This is a genomic window from Rhodoflexus sp. (assembly GCF_053489755.1).
Genome location: NZ_JBRCHD010000015.1, coordinates 33,528 through 49,106, shown reverse-complemented (window position 1 = coordinate 49,106; position 15,579 = coordinate 33,528). Strand labels below are relative to the sequence as shown.

The window sequence follows — 15,579 nt, the reverse complement described above, 5'->3', positions numbered from 1 at the left end:
ATTTCGATACTACCCGTTCCCTACAGGATAAAAAACTACATGGTAGATGATTCATTTTAGTATGACATCCTACAGAAGTAAAAAAAGTAGGTATATCTACAAGACATACCCACTAACAAGATAACCCTATGGTATTAAAGCAAGTTTGAAACAGCTCTTCATCAAATGACAGGCAAATTGTTCAACAGCGCCATCTCTTCCATTTGCCTTTAAAAATCATCTATTAGTTACTCGAGTAATTTTTTAAATGATTTTTGCTCAAAAATAGCCCTCAAAAATTCATTACCAAAATTTTGAGCAACTTTTTTTCTAAAAAATCATATCTTACTAGTGTAAGTTTAAGGAATAAAATTAAACTTTTTACTCGCTAAATAGCAAATATGACTTTTAACATTCGTGTACTTTAGTAATGAAACTTGAGTGCAGCAAAGATGGTACGCGGCCTGATGGGTCCATAAACAAAGCCTGCGTCGCGTTCGGGGCCTACTTCCAGATCGCGCTGGAAACTGTTAAAAATATTCTGTACCCCTGCGCTGAGTTCCATATGGCTGTGCCGTGCCAGTTTGAACTCTTTTGCCCACTTGAGATTCAGTTCAGTGAAACTCTGGGTGCGTACCAGTTCGAGGGTGCGCTCGTTAGGTACAGTCATTGGCCCTGTGAATACCCCCGTTAGGCTCAGTTGATGAGTCTTGAATACTTTGGTCGTAACCAGCGCATAGCCATAGATGTCTGGGGTGCGCAATATGCGATCGGTGAAAATTTCCTCGCCTGTCTCCTCGTCGCCGAGTACAGCTTCGGGCTGCGTGTAGCGTGCTTGTTGCAGTGTTGCCCCTGCCTGGAACTGCCAGCGGTTGCCAATGGCGTACATGGTCTCAAGGTTGATACCTGTCGTGTAGGCTCCTGCGCCGTTGCGTTTTTCGGATATAAATGCTGCCCCGCCCGGAGTAGTCTCACCCGAAAATTCCAGTACGAAAGGATTATTGAGGCGCGTGTAGAATGTTTCGATCAATAGTGAAAGCGGGCGCACCGGATTGCTCTTGGTCAGATCGAAAGAGGCGGTGAAACTGTTAGAAGTTTCGCTGCGCAGTTCGCTGTTAATGCGGATAAATTGTGCCGTACCACCAAGTGTTTTGATATGCAGATCTTCGTCGAAGGCTTGCGGCGGACGGAAGCCGCGTGCATAGCCCATGCGGATGCGCGAGAATTTGCCTGTTTGCCAAAGCAAACTCGTACGCGGGTTAAATACGGCAAAGGTGCGATCGTTCAGAGAAGGTTCTCCTACGCCAAAGTTGTAGTTGCCTTTGAGATTCATTACATCAAAGCGTCCGCCCGCAAGTATGGTAAGTTTTTCGAGTGGTTTCCACTCCAACTGGGCATAGGTTGCTGCACCGTTTACGCGCTGTGCGATGCTGCGCTCGTAGCCGGGCATGCGGTCGGTTACATCGTTGTGCTGAGCCTCTACGCCTGCTGTCAGGGTCATTCCTTTGTCGGTTTCGCCCATGCTGTGGGTTAGTTGTAAACCGCCGACCATTATTAGATCGGAGGTGTTGCCATAGAACAGCAGCGCTTGCGCACGCGCTTCGGGGTCTGGGGAGTTGCCGCCGCCGCCGTAGTAGCTGTCGCGGAAAGTCTTCTGTCCCGAAGCATAGACGGCGTAGCGGGTACGGAAATTAGCAGAGTAGCCCTCATAGGCGATCTGTCCGCCATAGACATTTTGGATGATTTGTTCGGCGATGTCGGCTTCGTGCGGGGCGCGGTCGAAAAGATTGCCGCCCCGGCGGCGCTCGCGGATATAGTGCATTTCCGCCGTGTATTTACCTCTGTTTTGTGTTTTCCAAAAAACTTTGCCACCTACTGCAACATTGCGCTGCAGCGTCAGTTCTGAAAAACCGTCGTCGTTCAGGTCGAGCGGATTGCGTGTCCGTGCCGAAGTAAATAAACTGATACCTTTATTACCGTCTTTGCTGATGCTTGCGCCGTTGGCGTTTACGGTATGTTCAAAAATTTGACCATTGATCAGACCAGAGTTAATGCCTGCTTCAAAGTAATCTTCGACAGGTTCGCGGGTGATGATATTAACCGTACCTGCAATAGCATTTGCACCATAGAGCGCCGAGCCACCGCCACGCACAACTTCTATGCGCTCTACCATCGCTACAGGGATTTGTTCCAAGCCGTAAACGCCGTTCAGGGCGCTGAAAATCGGGCGGCTATCTACCAGAATTTGTGTATAAGGGCCGCTCAATCCGTTCATTCTCAGTTGTGTAAATCCGCAGTTCTGACAGTTGTTTTCAATGCGCAAGCCGGGCTGGAAGCGCAAACCTTCTGATAGGCTGACCGCCTGCGCAGCATTAAAAATGCGCTGATCGCTGATGTTTACTACTACGGGCGCTGTGCTGCGGTCGCGTTCGTTACGCGTACCTGTAACCACCACGCCTTCCAAGTGCAGCACGTCGGTTGCCAACTGAATAGCAGCGGTTTCACCTGTTTTCATCTCCTGTGTTACCGACAGATAACCCACAGCGCGGATGATTACTTTGTAGGTGCCTTCTGTATTGACCTTGAGCGCAAAGTTGCCATTTTGGTCAGATACAGTGCCTGAGATATTACCCTGCGCGGCTAACTGAACAGTAGCGCCGGGAATCGGATCGCCGTTTGCTTCGGTGATTACACCTTTGATCGTGAACTGTGCCTGTGCCAAGGCAACAGGAATTACTATGCAGCAAATAAAAGCTGCAAAAGCTGCTATATATTTTTTCATGTTTGGAATGCCACAAATAAGTTAAAAGACAATGGAAAGCCGTTGTCAGGTTGATATGAATCGTAGGGGGAGCTTCAACTAAACTTGTGGCGGGGCGCGACCTGCATAGTAGATGCTGCAAGCAGAAAGGAGAGAACAGACATATACGAAAGTTTCGGCAGCCTGCGCAGTATAAGGAATGAGCAGGTTGAGTACCGGAGATACGGGTGGCTCAAACACCTGTCCATCAATAAGTTGAAGCAGCGCTAACTCCTTGTCGGTATGTTCGTGCGGTTTGGCAGGCGCTTCGTCTGTACTTCTTTTGTAGGGGTGCGCGTGAGAGACGATCTTACCGTCGGGCAGGCGATGCGAGTGCCTGTACATCACGCTGTTGAGCATGATGAGCGTCCAGAAGCCTAAAAGGATCCATACAACAGGTTTCTTTATCGCAACTCTTTCTCTCAAAACATTAAGAAACGCATATACGCAAAGATAAGGCGCTTGGTATTTTGTTTTTCCTATATTTGGCAAATTTTACGTCAAAACTTCAGCCATTTAATTCAACAATGAAAGCAAACATTCGTCGCAACGGTGTCATACTGACTGCTTTGGCGGTATGTGCACTAATTGCCTTCTTCTACTACCGCAGCAGCAGTTCAGGACAAGGCGGCTACTTGGTTACACAGGTCAAAAAAGGTGATTTTACGGTTGCCATCAATGCTTCCGGCGAGCTGGCTGCCAAAAAATCCGTAGAGATTATGGGGCCACAGGGGGTGAATGCCTTCGGCGTGTACCAGTTCAAAATCAGCAATATTGTACCCGAAGGAACATCGGTTAAGAAAGGAGACTTTGTTGCCGCATTGGACGGCTCGGAGCTGATCGGCAAAATGAAAGACCGCCAAAGCGACCTTGAGCGTGCCATGCTGCAATACACACAGGCGCAATTAGATTTTGAAAACAACCTGCTTTCGCTCAAAATTCTGTTGGGTAACAAGGCCGGGCTGGAAAATTTTACTTTGATCCCACCTACGCAAATACCTGATTTTGAGGTAGATGAAGCTACTGCTTTGGCACAAGCCAAAAATAATCGCGAGCGATTTATTGCATTGAAACGCCGCCGTTTAGAGGCTGACCGCGAAGTAGCCCGCGCCCGTGGCGATAACGGTGCAGATATTATGATCACAGGATCGCTCGGTTTCACCCAACGCGCCGCTACCATTGGCGATGCGTACACCAACTTTCAGAACCAGCAACTGGCTTCCGTGAATCTGACCGTTCCTATTATAGACTGGGGAAGGCAGCAGGCGCGTATCAAAACGGCACAAGCCAATGCCGAAGTGGTTAACTCGACCGTTTCGCAGGACGAATTGACCTTTGAACAGGAAGTAGTTCAGAAAGTGCGGCAGTTTCGCATTTTGCGCGAGCAGCTCAAAGTGGTCGGTCGCTCCGACGAGGTGGCGCAGCGCAGCTACGAAATCGCCCAAAACCGCTACCTGATTTCTAAAATCAGTATCAACGAATTGGTTAATATTTTGGCTGCGAAAGACGAAGCCAAGCGAGGCTACCTCAGCGCCCTGCGCAACTTTTGGACGGCTTATTACGAACTCCGCCAACTTACGCTCTACGACTTCCAGCATCGCGAACCGATCATTTGGGAAAAGCGTTAGCTGTTTTTATGCGATAAAAACAGCAGCGCGGTAAAATTTACCACGCTGCTGTTTTTTATCTACCGTATAACTTTTTGCCTGCCTCAAAGTACTTATCTCCCTTTTTCCAGAAAGGAATCTCTTGGGCATTGGCAATCATGCGCGAAGCATAGACGTAGGCAGAAAAGAATTTTTGCAAATAATCATAGTCTAAGTTATTCGCCTGATCGCCGGGCTGATGGTAGTACTTGTTGATTTCCTCGTCAAAAGCCGTAAAGCCAAGGCTAAACGTTGGTGCAGGAATCCCCACTGCGGCAAAGTTCACATTATCCGAGCGGTCAAAGAGGTTTTGTTCAGGGGCTGGGTCGTCGGTGGCTTCCAGTCCGAAAGCCTTGCAAGCCTGCTTGATATAGGTATCTGCCGTAGTACGGCTCAGACCGATGATCGTTGCAATAGCAGTGCTGTTGTAGCCTGCGTTATCGCTGTTGAAACAATATACCATCTGCTTGTGCGGCACGGGGCTGTTTTCTATAAACCACTCGCTGCCCAGCAATCCTTTTTCTTCGCCTGTAAAGAAAACAAACAGCGCCGAACGCTTAGTCGGATATTTAGCAAAGTTTTCGGCAACTGAAAGTACTGTTACCGTACCGACGGCATTGTCGCGTGCGCCATTGTAAATGGAATCGCCGTTTGCGTCGGGTCTGCCGATGCCTATGTGGTCGTAGTGCGCAGAGTAAACAACATACTCATTCTTTAGCTTAGGATCTGTTCCTTCTACGAAAGCAACTACGTTCGGGCTGGTCGCGCGTATGATCTCCATTCCTGTGATGGCAAGTTTGGCCTGATAGGCTGCTTCGGGTTTCATTTCGCCGGCTTCTTTCCAATCCGGATCGTTCAGCCAGAGGTGCGGGATACCGTCTTCTTTGCTATCGCCTTTGTCTAATACGAGTTGATCGCCGCTGAGGTAATTCACCAGAAAACGCCAAGGGATCATCGGGTTGTTATACAGTTCGATCAGGGCTGTTGCTCCTGCTTTGCTTGCGAGCATGTGCTTTTTACGCCCGTCGGCAAACCATTGGCGGGCATCTGTCCCCTCGCCTACTCCTGCTTTAACGACTACGATTTTGCCTTTTACATCGGCTTTGGCAAACTCCTCTTCCTTGCCGTACTCCATAAAAACCATGCCACCGTCTGCGGACATGTTGCCGCCTTCAATCGCTAACAAATGTGTGTTTTGCTCAAAGTTTTTACCATTGAAACTGAAGGCAATTTTAGCCTTCGATTTTTTCTGGGTTTTGAGTTTTACCTGCTGAAAATAGCTGCCCAGCGCAGGCAAAGTCTTTGCACCATAGCTCTGCAACTGCGCGGCAAGATAGCGGGCGGCAATCTCTTGTTCGGGAGAAGGTGTATTGCGCCCTTTCAGTTCGTCGGAAGCCAGAAAGCTAATGTGTGCTTCTATTTTGGCGCGGCTGATGGTTTGTTGAGCAAGTGTCAGGTCATTGTCCTTATTTTTCTGCGCGTAGGCGGTGGTAATACTCAAGGCAAACAGGTAAACAAGTAGATATTTGCAACTGTGTTGCATATTTTTTTTCAGCATAATTATTAAAATTTTAGCCAAGCGGAAATATAGCGGAAAAACCGCTGGTATCATGCAGCATTAGGTTTTATTTCCGGACAAAATCAATGGCATGGACTTACGCCTTTTCAATGTGCGTATCCATGCCATCGAGTCATAGGGCGAATGCTTTGTATTTTCTTACATCTCCGCCAGCAAACTAATCATAATCTGCATTTCCTGTGCGGTCAGGTCGGTTGAGCCGTTGTAGCCCACGCTCTTGAAACGTATTCTGCCTTGCTTGTCTATGACAAACTTGGTTGGGATGCCGCTGACCTTATACGAACCGATCACGCTGTTGTCTTCGTCCATCGGCACGTTGAAGTCATATGCTTTTTTAGTGATGAACTCTTCGGCTTGCTTTTTCTTGTCTTCTACGCGCTCCCAGCTATTGATGAAAAGGAACTGCACATCATCGCGACCTTTGAAACTGTCCTGTGCTTTTTTCATGCCGGGAAAGGACGCGATGCAAGGGCCGCACCATGTCGCCCAGAAGTCAATGACTACCACCTTGCCGCGCAAGCCTTCTAGCGATACGGTTTCGCCTGCCAAGTTGGTGAGCTTGAAGTTGGGCGCGGGTTCGTCAATCATTTTGGCGGCGATTTCTGCTACCATTTTCTTTTGGGCTTCGGCTTCTAATCCTTTCAAATAGTCTTCCCAGCCTGTTTCGCTGCCTTTGGCTTTAGCATAAATATTTTTCAGCGAAGCCTTAATGGCATCATTGCCTTTGTTTTCGCGCACCATTTTGGAAACGGTTTCCAATGCTTTGGCAGGTTCGCCTGCCGCTGCCAGTGCTTTGGCGTAGTTTTCAAGCAAGCTGCCGCCCATCATTCTTTCGGCAGGCAGAGCGGCTTCGAGCAGCGGGAGCGCTTCGGCAGGCTTGTTTTGCTGCATGAATATGCCGCCCGCGATTCCTTTTGCGTTGGCAAGCGCTGTAGTCATGCTCATGTCGGGCTTGGCTGCTGCGATGGCGGACTTTACTTGTTCATCTGCAAACGCTATCACACTTTGCACCAGCGGCAGCGCCAGATCGTATTGTGCATTTTTAGGCTGTGCCAGTATCTGCGCTGTGCTGTTATAAATTGATACAGTATTATTTTCCAATGGAATAGACTTGACAAGTTGTAAGCCTTCTTGCCATTGAGATTGGTTGACGTATTCCTGCACAACCATCATCGTCATGTTGGGGAATAACCTTTCGTCAATGCCGATCTTTTCGCGGAACTCTTTTAGTATAGCGAGTTTCTTTTCCAAATCAGTTGCGGAGCGGAAGGCGGTGAATAAATTCATTTTTGCAACTTCGCCTGTAGGGAAACGCTGCAAACCTTCAGCAGCCAGCCGCTCGGCATCTTCTTTTCTCTCCAGCATCTGGGCAATTCTTTGCGCCATGATGAACTCTCTTTCAATTCTGAAGCTGGCGGTTTGCTTGATGAGGTTATTGAAATCTGCCATGTATTTTTCGGCAGCATCTTTTTTATTGCTGCTTATCAAATTGCCCACCAGATGAAACAAGTATGGACTTTTGTTGGCAGGGAAACTCTGCATTTCGCGCTCAAATAATTGGTTGGCGAGGGCTTCGTTTCTGTCGCCAATCAAGCCAACGCCTGTCATTTCATAAAAAACGCCCATAGCACCTTGTGCATGAGGCAGCAAAGCGCCGTTTTTATCGGCTATGAGTGAGTAGTAACCCTCGCCGCCGTTGTTGTCCGCGTTGTCGGCAGTGCGCACGTCCCAGAAAATACCAACCGCGTTGGCAGGCGGCGTAAATGAACCTTCCCAAACGCCGTTAGTTTCTTTCATCTCTATCTGGATGCGCTCGTTGGTTTCGTCGGCGGCAATTGCATAGGCAGTTACAAATAGTTGAGTAGCGGTTTTGATAGGCCCTCCGGCAGCGGAGTAAGTAATTTTGACGATGTCGCCCTGTTTGATTTGGGCGGGCTGCACTTTCAATCTTTCGTATTGCGCCTGCGCTGCTGAAACTACCAGCAAAGCAACCCACAACGTTGAAAATAGCTTTTTCATGTGATCTAAAGTTTATGTTTTTAAGAACGAATAGGCTAAGGTACGGATTTGTCAAGAATTTTGTTCAGTCATGCGGAGAATCGCTTAGTTATTCGCCGCATTTTTGCGGAGAATAAGTTGTAGCTAAATTTGGGAAACGCTGATAAAGGTGGATTTCGCGAATTTTCGCAGATCTTTAGTATGTAAAGCGTCTCCTGCCATGTGAAAATACAATCAAAAAAATCTATGTACTGCCGGATAGCGGCAGATTTTTAGCCCGCTTGCAAAACGCGGCGAATGCCTACCTTTGCATGGTTGATTTGCTATCCTCAAACGAATTTAACCTCGGCATTCTCCGCGCAAGTCTTGGTGTCCTTTGCGGTAAAAAATTAAACCGCCATGGACGCAACGATTTGACGCAAAGCTCGCAAAGTATTAATTACATCAATTATGAAAAACTTAATCTTTCCAGCCCTCTTGCTGTTCGCCTTAGGCGCATGTAACCTGCCTTCTGCCGTTGTTACTCCGCCGCCCAAAGGCATTACGCGCTTCCAATTGAACATCAGCTATGCGGAAATAGCCGAGCGCACCGAAAAAAATGAGCGCTGGGATGTTGGCGTTACCGAAGAGCAAATGGCTCCCGATCCGTACTACATCATCACCATCGCCGGGCGGCAGGTTTACAAATCAGGCACATCAGATAATAAATTTATTACCCAATGGCTGGAAAAATCGGACGTAATAGACATGAAGCCGGGCGAAAAAATCACCATCAGCTTCTATGACTACGACTACTCCATCGCCCGCACGGGTATGCTGAGCAATCAGGATGACTTCATCGGCGCGATTGAACTAAGCATTGACGAACTGATTCAAGGGGCGCAATCAGGCAAAGAGTTCAGCGGCGGACAACTGAAAAAGTGCCGCATCAGCCTGCACAACCTATACCGCTAATAGGCTACACCCAAATCGCAGCCCAATTTGGCAATCAGTTCATCGCTGATGCAGCCCGATGCTTTGAATTGCGCCAAATAAGCCCGTAAACTCTCTTCGTTGAGGGTCAGATATTCGCCTGAGTCGTTGGTAAAGGTTATTTTATAGACAACCGACTCTTTAGCAGCGTACTAGGTGTAAAAATCGAGGATTGTTTTTGCGATAGCTGCGCTGTCGGGCAGTATTTGTACGGCGACTTCATTAGATAACTTATCAGACGATTGTTCGCAGGAAAACAGCAAGCCAACAGCAGCAAGAGTTGCAAGGAAAGTTTGTTTCATGGTATTTTTAGGTAGCAAAATAACCAATACTGAAATAAATCATCTACTGTGCAGTTTTTATCTCATAAGCATTGCATATTGATAGCATCGAATTTAACCCTGCCCCATTTGTTCTGAGGGTGTACCAAAAGTAACACGGACTTTAGTGTAATCTACTAATCATTTGATAATCAAATAGCTACAGACTAAAGACTGTGCTATATTCAGCCTTTTAGGAAAGCCTCGATTTACTCATCATGCAATTCATAATGTATTACTTCTCAAATAAGCATAACGAAGGCTACATAAAAAAGTGGTAGCAACACATTCAGGCTGTACTATTTGAGATTCGTCCAGCGGATAATGTAAATATCATACTCCGCACCATCGGACTCTTTTTCTACATAATCAACAGTTACGCCGAAAATATCTTTACACTTAAACCAATCCGGAAAGCAGATCAAGCTGTAATTTGCTGTTGAAGGTTTGTGTGCGGCGCATGGTGATACTGTTTCGCTCGTGTGGCACAATCTCCCAGCCTCGCCCCAATTTGCTACCCTACTGCATACTCTTCCTTTTTGTCCCGATAAATATCGAGGATGTCATTGATGAAAAGCGCGTACAGCGTTATGCCCTCAGTGGAATGGTTCATAACAGTTGATAGTTAATTGATGAAAGTAATGTATATAAACGCTACATAACCCCCCTAATCCCTAAAAATATTCCACAGCAACAAACCAACCACAGGCAGCAAAGCGACATAAAAAATCCAGCCCGGATCGTTGCCTTTTACGATGACTTCAAAGAACTGTGCAGCTGCTGTTCCGCCGATGATCGGTCCGACTATGGGTATCCATGCGTAGCCCCAGTTGCTGCTGCCTTTGTCAGGAATTGGCAGCAGGAAATGCGCCAGCCGTGGCCCCAAATCGCGGGCAGGGTTGATGGCGTAGCCCGTAGTGCCGCCCAGCGCCGAGCCAATTAAGACAACCAGCAGCCCCACCAGTAGCGGATTGATGCCGTCGGCGAGTTGGTTAGCGCCGATACCCATGATGCCCAACACAAGCACAAAAGTTCCTATAACCTCACTCAGCAGGTTGTTCAGCGGCTTATCAATGGCAGGTAAGGTAGCAAACACCGCTAATTTGGTGTCTTTATCTGCCGTAGCGGCAAAGTGCGGACGGAAATAGGCAAAGGTAGTGGCTGCCCCCAGAAATGCCCCGATCAACTGCGCCAGCAGGTAGGCAGGTACATCCGCCGTCGGGAAAGCGCCCGTAGCAGCCAGTGCGATCGTAACGGCAGGGTTCAGATGCCCGCCACTGATGCGCCCGACAACGTACACAGCCATTGCTACGGCAAGTCCCCAAGAGATTGTAATGACAATCCAGCCGCCATTTTGCGACTTGGTACGGGCAAGGGCCACATTGGCAACAACGCCGTTGCCAAACAGAATCAGGAGGAATGTGCCGAGCAGTTCGGCTGCAAATGTTGTCATAGTCTGAATTCATTTTACATCTGAAGTAAACAAAAAAACCTGACAGAAGCTATCAGGTTTTTTTATCCCCAAAATTTAACGTGTGAAATGAATCAAACTATGTTCAAAACTTCACAGCGTTAAACATTGTTCGACATAACCATGATTATTAGCCTGCGAGGTAAAACAGATTGCCGGCCACCCTGCGAAACTTCCCTATTTCCTCCTGAAAAACAGCATTTTGTGCTTTTACTTCTGCTAATTCTACGAGCGTTTTTTCCAACAATGCCAGCAGTTGCTCTGGCGTAGCATCTTTGGCAAAGGCAACCACCTCAGCGCTTGGCTTGAGCGCTGTCAGCGGCTGTGGCTGCGGAATGGCGGCTTCGGGCTGTGCGCTTTTTTTAGTGCTGCGGCGAGCCGTCGCCAGGTGCGATACCGTCATCCCGGCGTACTGCTGCAAACGCACCGACTGGTTGAAGCGGCTGCGGCAGGTATTGGAACAGAACTGCTGCTCTGCACTGGTAACGTACTGGATCTGCTTGCCGCAGTGCCGGCAATTCAATTGAGGCGCAAGGATAGATTTTGTGGTTTTCATGGCAATCTGCACTGTTTGGTTTTGCAAATAACGGCTTTGTCTGCCTGTTTGGTTTCCTGTAAAATCAAGTTCATTAAAAGATACAATCGTTGGTCGCGCTATGGTAATGCGGATCAGACTGGTAATTAGTCGGATCTGATTTTTACTGAAAAGAGACATCTCAAAAATTTTCAAAGTGGGCTTTTCAGCCTACATTGATCCACTCCATGATACCTTTGGAGTCGTAGTCGTCGCGCTTTATTTCCAGCGCAATACCCGTCGCACTGGTATTGGTAGCGCTTGCTTTGTTGCGATTAGCCTCGTTGCGGCACTCTTCGGAGCAGTACTTGGCTGCCTTGCTTTTCTTCATGCTTTGCTTGCCGCAGTGCTGGCAGGTAATCAGATGCCCTTCGGCTGATTTGGCAGGCTTTACGCTTGCGGGTTTGCGGTCGGTTGCCTCTTCGCAGGGTTTTTCTACCTTGAGCAATACCTCGCGGCGTTCGGCAAACTGCACGGCGGCTTGCTTTTCTTCGGGCTGCACCTGCGGACGCACTACGCGGGGGGTAGGCTTCAGCGTTGCGTACTTAGCAGAATGCTCTTCGTCTTCAGGACGGATCGGCGGCGTGTACGGCGGGCGATATTCTGGCTGCGGCTGCAGTTGCTCATAGCTCGGTTCGTAGGCTGGCGGCGCGTAATGCTCGGGCTGGCGATACATGGTGTGCTGTACAGGCTCGCGGCGGAACTCATCTACTTCGCCGATACCGTATTTTCCCTTGGGTACGTCGCGCTGGGGCTGCACTTTAGCCTGCGGAGCATGGTGCTGCGCATAGTTGTTTTGCGGATAGCGCTCTTGTACCTGATAGCGCGGCGGGTTGTTGTAACCTCCCTCCCCTTGCTGACGGGGTCTTCTGTAGCGGCGCTCGTACTCGTCCATCTCGTCGAAGGTCGCTTCGTTGTCGTGCGTGATCTGGTGGGTGCTGTATGCCACCAGCAGCGGCAACATCCCCGACAAAATCAGAATAACGAAGTGGATTTCGTTCATCTCATCCCAATTCCAGCTCAGGTTCATGCGGCTGTACACGGCAAACGAAATCACGCAGGTCAGCAGCGCAAGGAACCAGGACAGCGCCACTTGGCGGCGAATCCCGAAAATGACGATGCAAAGCAGCAAAAAGGCGCTCAGGAATATCGCCGGAATGTGGTTGAAAGCTCCCCAGTCGGGGCGATACTGTAGCATGAACTTAACGAACATGCTTTGGAAATTGCTGAACTCAACTCCCAAACCAATCAGCAGGATTAGCGAGAGTCCGAGGTTTCTTCTGAGTTTTACATAAAGCTCGTTCATGGCTTGTGTTCAATAATTATAGTAATAAATGAATCAGTTACGGGGCAACGGTTGAGGTAAAGGGCTGCAAATCAGAAATTTTCTTGCCTGCAATATTTACTTATTGAATTTCATTGTTTATGTTTGCATTAATTATTGAACAAAGATAAAACACTTTTCTGGAAACAATCAATAGTTATTGAAAAATATTTTATTTAATTATTGAACGCTTATGGAGACAACCGTCGGACAACGCATTACCCTGCTGATAGACTACTACTGCGGAGGGAGTGAAAAGCGATTTGCTGAATCACTGGGGGTTAGCCCCGCTGTTATTAATAATTACACGAACGGCAAGCAACAGAGCAAACCCGGATTCGACATGCTGCACAAGATCTGCACCACCTACCCACAGGTACAGATCGAGTGGCTGATCAGCGGGCAGGGCAATATGCTCAAGCAGCCTACAGGAGAACGCACAGAAACCGCAATGCGCAAGGTCCCGCTGCTGGATGTAAAAGCTGCTGCCAACGGAAAGGGTGGCTATCTGCCCGAAAGCCCGTACATCGCTTCGGAGGAAATGATTCATCTACCACACCATTTGGTGCGCGGAGGCAGACATGTTGCCGTAACGGTTCGCGGCGACAGTATGTCCCCTACGCTGCAACACGGCGACATTATCATTTGCAAGGAAATTGAACCGAGCCGCTGGCACGAGCTGCCGCAGCAAGAGGTTTGTCTGGTAGAAAGCGAAGACAATGGCTTGCAGGTCAAGCGGATAGAAAATCGCTTACCGCACAAGGGCTACATTATCTGCCTGAGCGATAACCCCGAACATGCGCCTTTTCAACTCTCGCACGAACAAATCAGGCAGGTTTGGCAGGTTTGCTGGAGGCTTTCCGGCTATCTGGAACCGCCCGCTGCGTTGCGTGCCGTTGCGTAGCCAAATGAGCAGCGTTGCCTATTTTCGATGTGTGATCCACCTGATAACCGATGGGCAATATCAATAAATTTTATTGGTATGGGAACGTCCTTTCCGGGACACCAGACTGCAACACATCGGCTATACTTCCAACATCAAAAGCAAGTTCAACTACTTTCTCAACCTGCTCAAGTTCAGCCAAACACCTGCGCTAATGACTTTTGCTTTGGGAAACTATGCAACTGCCACTGAAGCCGTGTCAGATGAGGAGGTAACAGGGGAGATCATACAGCACCAGCGCAGACTGCCGCGCAACTGTACACGATGCTTATCTAATAGGCATTCGGGAGGCAGGCAACATCATGCAACTGTAGCCTCCGCCTCCTGCCTGTCAATTAAATTATTGCTTTTTAGTGCGCTCGGGTTTTACCTGTGCGGCCGTAACCATTTTCGGTTGTTTATTGCCCCATGAATTTTGGATATAGTTCAACACATCGGCAATTTCTTGGTCGGTCAGGTGATTTTGCGCGGGCATTTCGTTGTTGTATTTCACGCCATTAACGATCATTTCGCCCTTAGCGCCATGGATAATTTGACGGATGGCGCGGCGTTGGTCTTTCATCAGATAATCCGACTTGGCAAGCGGCGGAAATACGCCGGGAATGCCTTCGCCTTCGCTCATATGACAGTTTGCACAATTAATCGCATAGACAGATTCTCCGCGTTTCATGCTTTGCTTCATCGCATCATCCTGCAAAAGGGTGAACGAAAACAGGCTTAAGCCAATAGCGGAAAACGCAGCAAAAAGGAGTAGTTTTTTCATGGGGAATTACGTGTTTACACACTAAATTAACACAAAAAGCTAACCAAAAGTAGATAGCCTTTATGAACATATATTTCCTTACTCAATAAGCATTTCGTAAGTCTCTGCGATAAGCAAATAGTATTGTCATGCGAGATTTACTTCTGTACAACCAACTGAAGGTTACTCCCCTTTGTTATATTCCTTGACATTAACTGAGCCATCACTAAATCTTTCTGTAATTTTTAATTTTCCTTCAATTTCTTCGAAGTAAATTTTTTCATCCTCTTTTAATTCGCGCCAACGACCATAGATGTCTCCCCAAATAATTCTATGCCCTTTCATCTTAATCTTATATTCAAACTTTTTACCATCATCTTTTCTGACATAAGATACGTAGTATATGTCATCCTCAAATCGCACAAACATAGTTTTAGGCGGTCTTCCCATAATTGCAGCAATCGCATATCTTGCCACATCTTCCTTAGAAAAATCCTTTAAGACTACTTCATCAGGTTTTGGCTTTTCAACTATAATAGACTCTTGATTGCGTTCAGAGCCTGACTCTGTTGTTGCAGAACCTCCACAACTCACCAATAAAATAGCAACAAATAGAATGTAGGTGTTTTTTATATACTTCATCTTGATAAATCTTGAAATGATAGGATGCAATATACAAATAAAAATCTTTATACTAAATATAATGATAAAAATACAATGAAATAGGTTTATTTTTGATGGGTAATTGTATTTTAAATTAACCAAAAAACTGCGGCAGCATCGGGATGCAGATTTTACAGAAAAGCCGCCATTTGCTTTATTCATTTGTTAATCGTAATATTGCAATATAACAATAGATTGAGTTATGGGCGCAACCAAAACAGAACAGTTTACCGAGCGGCAAAACAGGGTGGCTTCTCTGCTCAAAGCGCTGGCGCATCCGGCGCGGGTAGCTATTGTGGAACATTTGCTCAAAGCCCAATCTTGCATTTGCAACGACTTGGTCAACGAGTTGCCGCTGGCACAACCGACCATTTCCCAACACCTCAGAGAACTTAAAAACGCAGGCATCATTCAGGGGACGGTAGCGGGCGCTTCGGTCTGTTACCGCTTGCAAGAGGAAAGCCTGCACGAATTGCAAGCCTTTCTGCAACAAATCACCGAGCGGCTGCACACGCAAAAATCCAACTGTTGTTAAAAATGTAACACAACCCTTAGGGTACGATACAGA

At 47.6% G+C, this 15,579-nt stretch carries 14 protein-coding genes; 4 read left to right on the top strand and 10 right to left on the bottom strand.

Translation table 11 applies throughout. The annotated features are described in order from the left end of the window. Positions 1-403: 403 nt before the first annotated feature. Both ACWIP2_RS03540 and ACWIP2_RS03535 read right to left on the bottom strand, forming a co-directional pair. Positions 404-2,761, bottom strand: a complete 2,358-nt coding sequence (locus ACWIP2_RS03540; protein WP_448518522.1) for a TonB-dependent receptor — start codon at positions 2,759-2,761, stop codon at positions 404-406. Positions 2,762-2,839: 78 nt separating this feature from the next. Beyond that, on the bottom strand, positions 2,840-3,205 hold the full coding sequence (locus tag ACWIP2_RS03535; RefSeq protein WP_448518521.1) for a hypothetical protein: 366 nt from the start codon (positions 3,203-3,205) through the stop codon (positions 2,840-2,842). A 101-nt stretch (positions 3,206-3,306) separates the two neighbouring features. Here ACWIP2_RS03535 and ACWIP2_RS03530 point away from each other — a divergent pair, with 101 nt between their 5' ends. Then, complete coding sequence (locus tag ACWIP2_RS03530; RefSeq protein WP_448518520.1) at positions 3,307-4,407, top strand: TolC family protein; 1,101 nt, start codon at positions 3,307-3,309, stop codon at positions 4,405-4,407. A gap of 55 nt (positions 4,408-4,462) precedes the next feature. Here the strand turns inward: ACWIP2_RS03530 and ACWIP2_RS03525 are convergent, their stop codons facing one another. Next, entirely contained in the window at positions 4,463-5,983 is a 1,521-nt protein-coding gene (locus ACWIP2_RS03525) for a M28 family peptidase (protein ID WP_448518519.1), read from the bottom strand. A 159-nt stretch (positions 5,984-6,142) separates the two neighbouring features. Next, the gene (locus tag ACWIP2_RS03520; RefSeq protein WP_448518518.1) at positions 6,143-8,023 is read right to left on the bottom strand and encodes a redoxin domain-containing protein; all 1,881 of its coding nucleotides are present in this window, start codon (positions 8,021-8,023) and stop codon (positions 6,143-6,145) included. Positions 8,024-8,452: 429 nt separating this feature from the next. On the opposite strand from ACWIP2_RS03520, the gene ACWIP2_RS03515 reads away from it, so the two are divergent. Further along, positions 8,453-8,956, top strand: a complete 504-nt coding sequence (locus ACWIP2_RS03515; protein ID WP_448518517.1) for a hypothetical protein — start codon at positions 8,453-8,455, stop codon at positions 8,954-8,956. A 170-nt stretch (positions 8,957-9,126) separates the two neighbouring features. Here the strand turns inward: ACWIP2_RS03515 and ACWIP2_RS03510 are convergent, their stop codons facing one another. The 4 genes from ACWIP2_RS03510 to ACWIP2_RS03495 form a co-directional block, all read right to left on the bottom strand. Continuing rightward, entirely contained in the window at positions 9,127-9,276 is a 150-nt protein-coding gene (locus tag ACWIP2_RS03510; RefSeq protein WP_448518516.1) for a hypothetical protein, read from the bottom strand. Positions 9,277-9,961: 685 nt separating this feature from the next. Continuing rightward, complete coding sequence (locus tag ACWIP2_RS03505; RefSeq protein WP_448518515.1) at positions 9,962-10,747, bottom strand: MIP/aquaporin family protein; 786 nt, start codon at positions 10,745-10,747, stop codon at positions 9,962-9,964. A 148-nt stretch (positions 10,748-10,895) separates the two neighbouring features. Next, entirely contained in the window at positions 10,896-11,480 is a 585-nt protein-coding gene (locus ACWIP2_RS03500; protein WP_448518514.1) for a hypothetical protein, read from the bottom strand. Between the two features lie 25 nt (positions 11,481-11,505). Then, positions 11,506-12,645, bottom strand: a complete 1,140-nt coding sequence (locus ACWIP2_RS03495; protein WP_448518513.1) for a hypothetical protein — start codon at positions 12,643-12,645, stop codon at positions 11,506-11,508. A gap of 211 nt (positions 12,646-12,856) precedes the next feature. On the opposite strand from ACWIP2_RS03495, the gene ACWIP2_RS03490 reads away from it, so the two are divergent. Further along, complete coding sequence (locus ACWIP2_RS03490; protein WP_448518512.1) at positions 12,857-13,567, top strand: XRE family transcriptional regulator; 711 nt, start codon at positions 12,857-12,859, stop codon at positions 13,565-13,567. A 379-nt stretch (positions 13,568-13,946) separates the two neighbouring features. Here ACWIP2_RS03490 and ACWIP2_RS03485 read toward each other — a convergent pair whose 3' ends face one another. Both ACWIP2_RS03485 and ACWIP2_RS03480 read right to left on the bottom strand, forming a co-directional pair. After that, complete coding sequence (locus tag ACWIP2_RS03485; protein ID WP_448518511.1) at positions 13,947-14,369, bottom strand: c-type cytochrome; 423 nt, start codon at positions 14,367-14,369, stop codon at positions 13,947-13,949. A gap of 162 nt (positions 14,370-14,531) precedes the next feature. Beyond that, a complete protein-coding gene (locus ACWIP2_RS03480) occupies positions 14,532-15,173 on the bottom strand; it encodes a hypothetical protein (RefSeq protein ID WP_448518510.1) in 642 nt (213 codons plus the stop codon). Positions 15,174-15,213: 40 nt separating this feature from the next. Between ACWIP2_RS03480 and ACWIP2_RS03475 the strand changes: the two genes are divergently transcribed. Continuing rightward, entirely contained in the window at positions 15,214-15,546 is a 333-nt protein-coding gene (locus ACWIP2_RS03475; protein ID WP_448518509.1) for an ArsR/SmtB family transcription factor, read from the top strand. Positions 15,547-15,579 lie beyond the last annotated feature (33 nt).

Bases quoted from the DNA above. Each gene is read 5' to 3' on its own strand.
- ACWIP2_RS03525 (WP_448518519.1), bottom strand. From the start codon at position 5,983: ATGCTGAAAAAAAATATGCAACACAGTTGCAAATATCTACTTGTTTAC.
- ACWIP2_RS03510 (WP_448518516.1), bottom strand. From the start codon at position 9,276: ATGAAACAAACTTTCCTTGCAACTCTTGCTGCTGTTGGCTTGCTGTTT.
- ACWIP2_RS03530 (WP_448518520.1), top strand. From the start codon at position 3,307: ATGAAAGCAAACATTCGTCGCAACGGTGTCATACTGACTGCTTTGGCG.
- ACWIP2_RS03495 (WP_448518513.1), bottom strand. From the start codon at position 12,645: ATGAACGAGCTTTATGTAAAACTCAGAAGAAACCTCGGACTCTCGCTA.
- ACWIP2_RS03515 (WP_448518517.1), top strand. From the start codon at position 8,453: ATGAAAAACTTAATCTTTCCAGCCCTCTTGCTGTTCGCCTTAGGCGCA.
- ACWIP2_RS03490 (WP_448518512.1), top strand. From the start codon at position 12,857: ATGGAGACAACCGTCGGACAACGCATTACCCTGCTGATAGACTACTAC.
- ACWIP2_RS03540 (WP_448518522.1), bottom strand. From the start codon at position 2,761: ATGAAAAAATATATAGCAGCTTTTGCAGCTTTTATTTGCTGCATAGTA.
- ACWIP2_RS03520 (WP_448518518.1), bottom strand. From the start codon at position 8,023: ATGAAAAAGCTATTTTCAACGTTGTGGGTTGCTTTGCTGGTAGTTTCA.
- ACWIP2_RS03505 (WP_448518515.1), bottom strand. From the start codon at position 10,747: ATGACAACATTTGCAGCCGAACTGCTCGGCACATTCCTCCTGATTCTG.
- ACWIP2_RS03500 (WP_448518514.1), bottom strand. From the start codon at position 11,480: ATGTCTCTTTTCAGTAAAAATCAGATCCGACTAATTACCAGTCTGATC.
- ACWIP2_RS03475 (WP_448518509.1), top strand. From the start codon at position 15,214: ATGGGCGCAACCAAAACAGAACAGTTTACCGAGCGGCAAAACAGGGTG.
- ACWIP2_RS03480 (WP_448518510.1), bottom strand. From the start codon at position 15,173: ATGAATAAAGCAAATGGCGGCTTTTCTGTAAAATCTGCATCCCGATGC.
- ACWIP2_RS03485 (WP_448518511.1), bottom strand. From the start codon at position 14,369: ATGAAAAAACTACTCCTTTTTGCTGCGTTTTCCGCTATTGGCTTAAGC.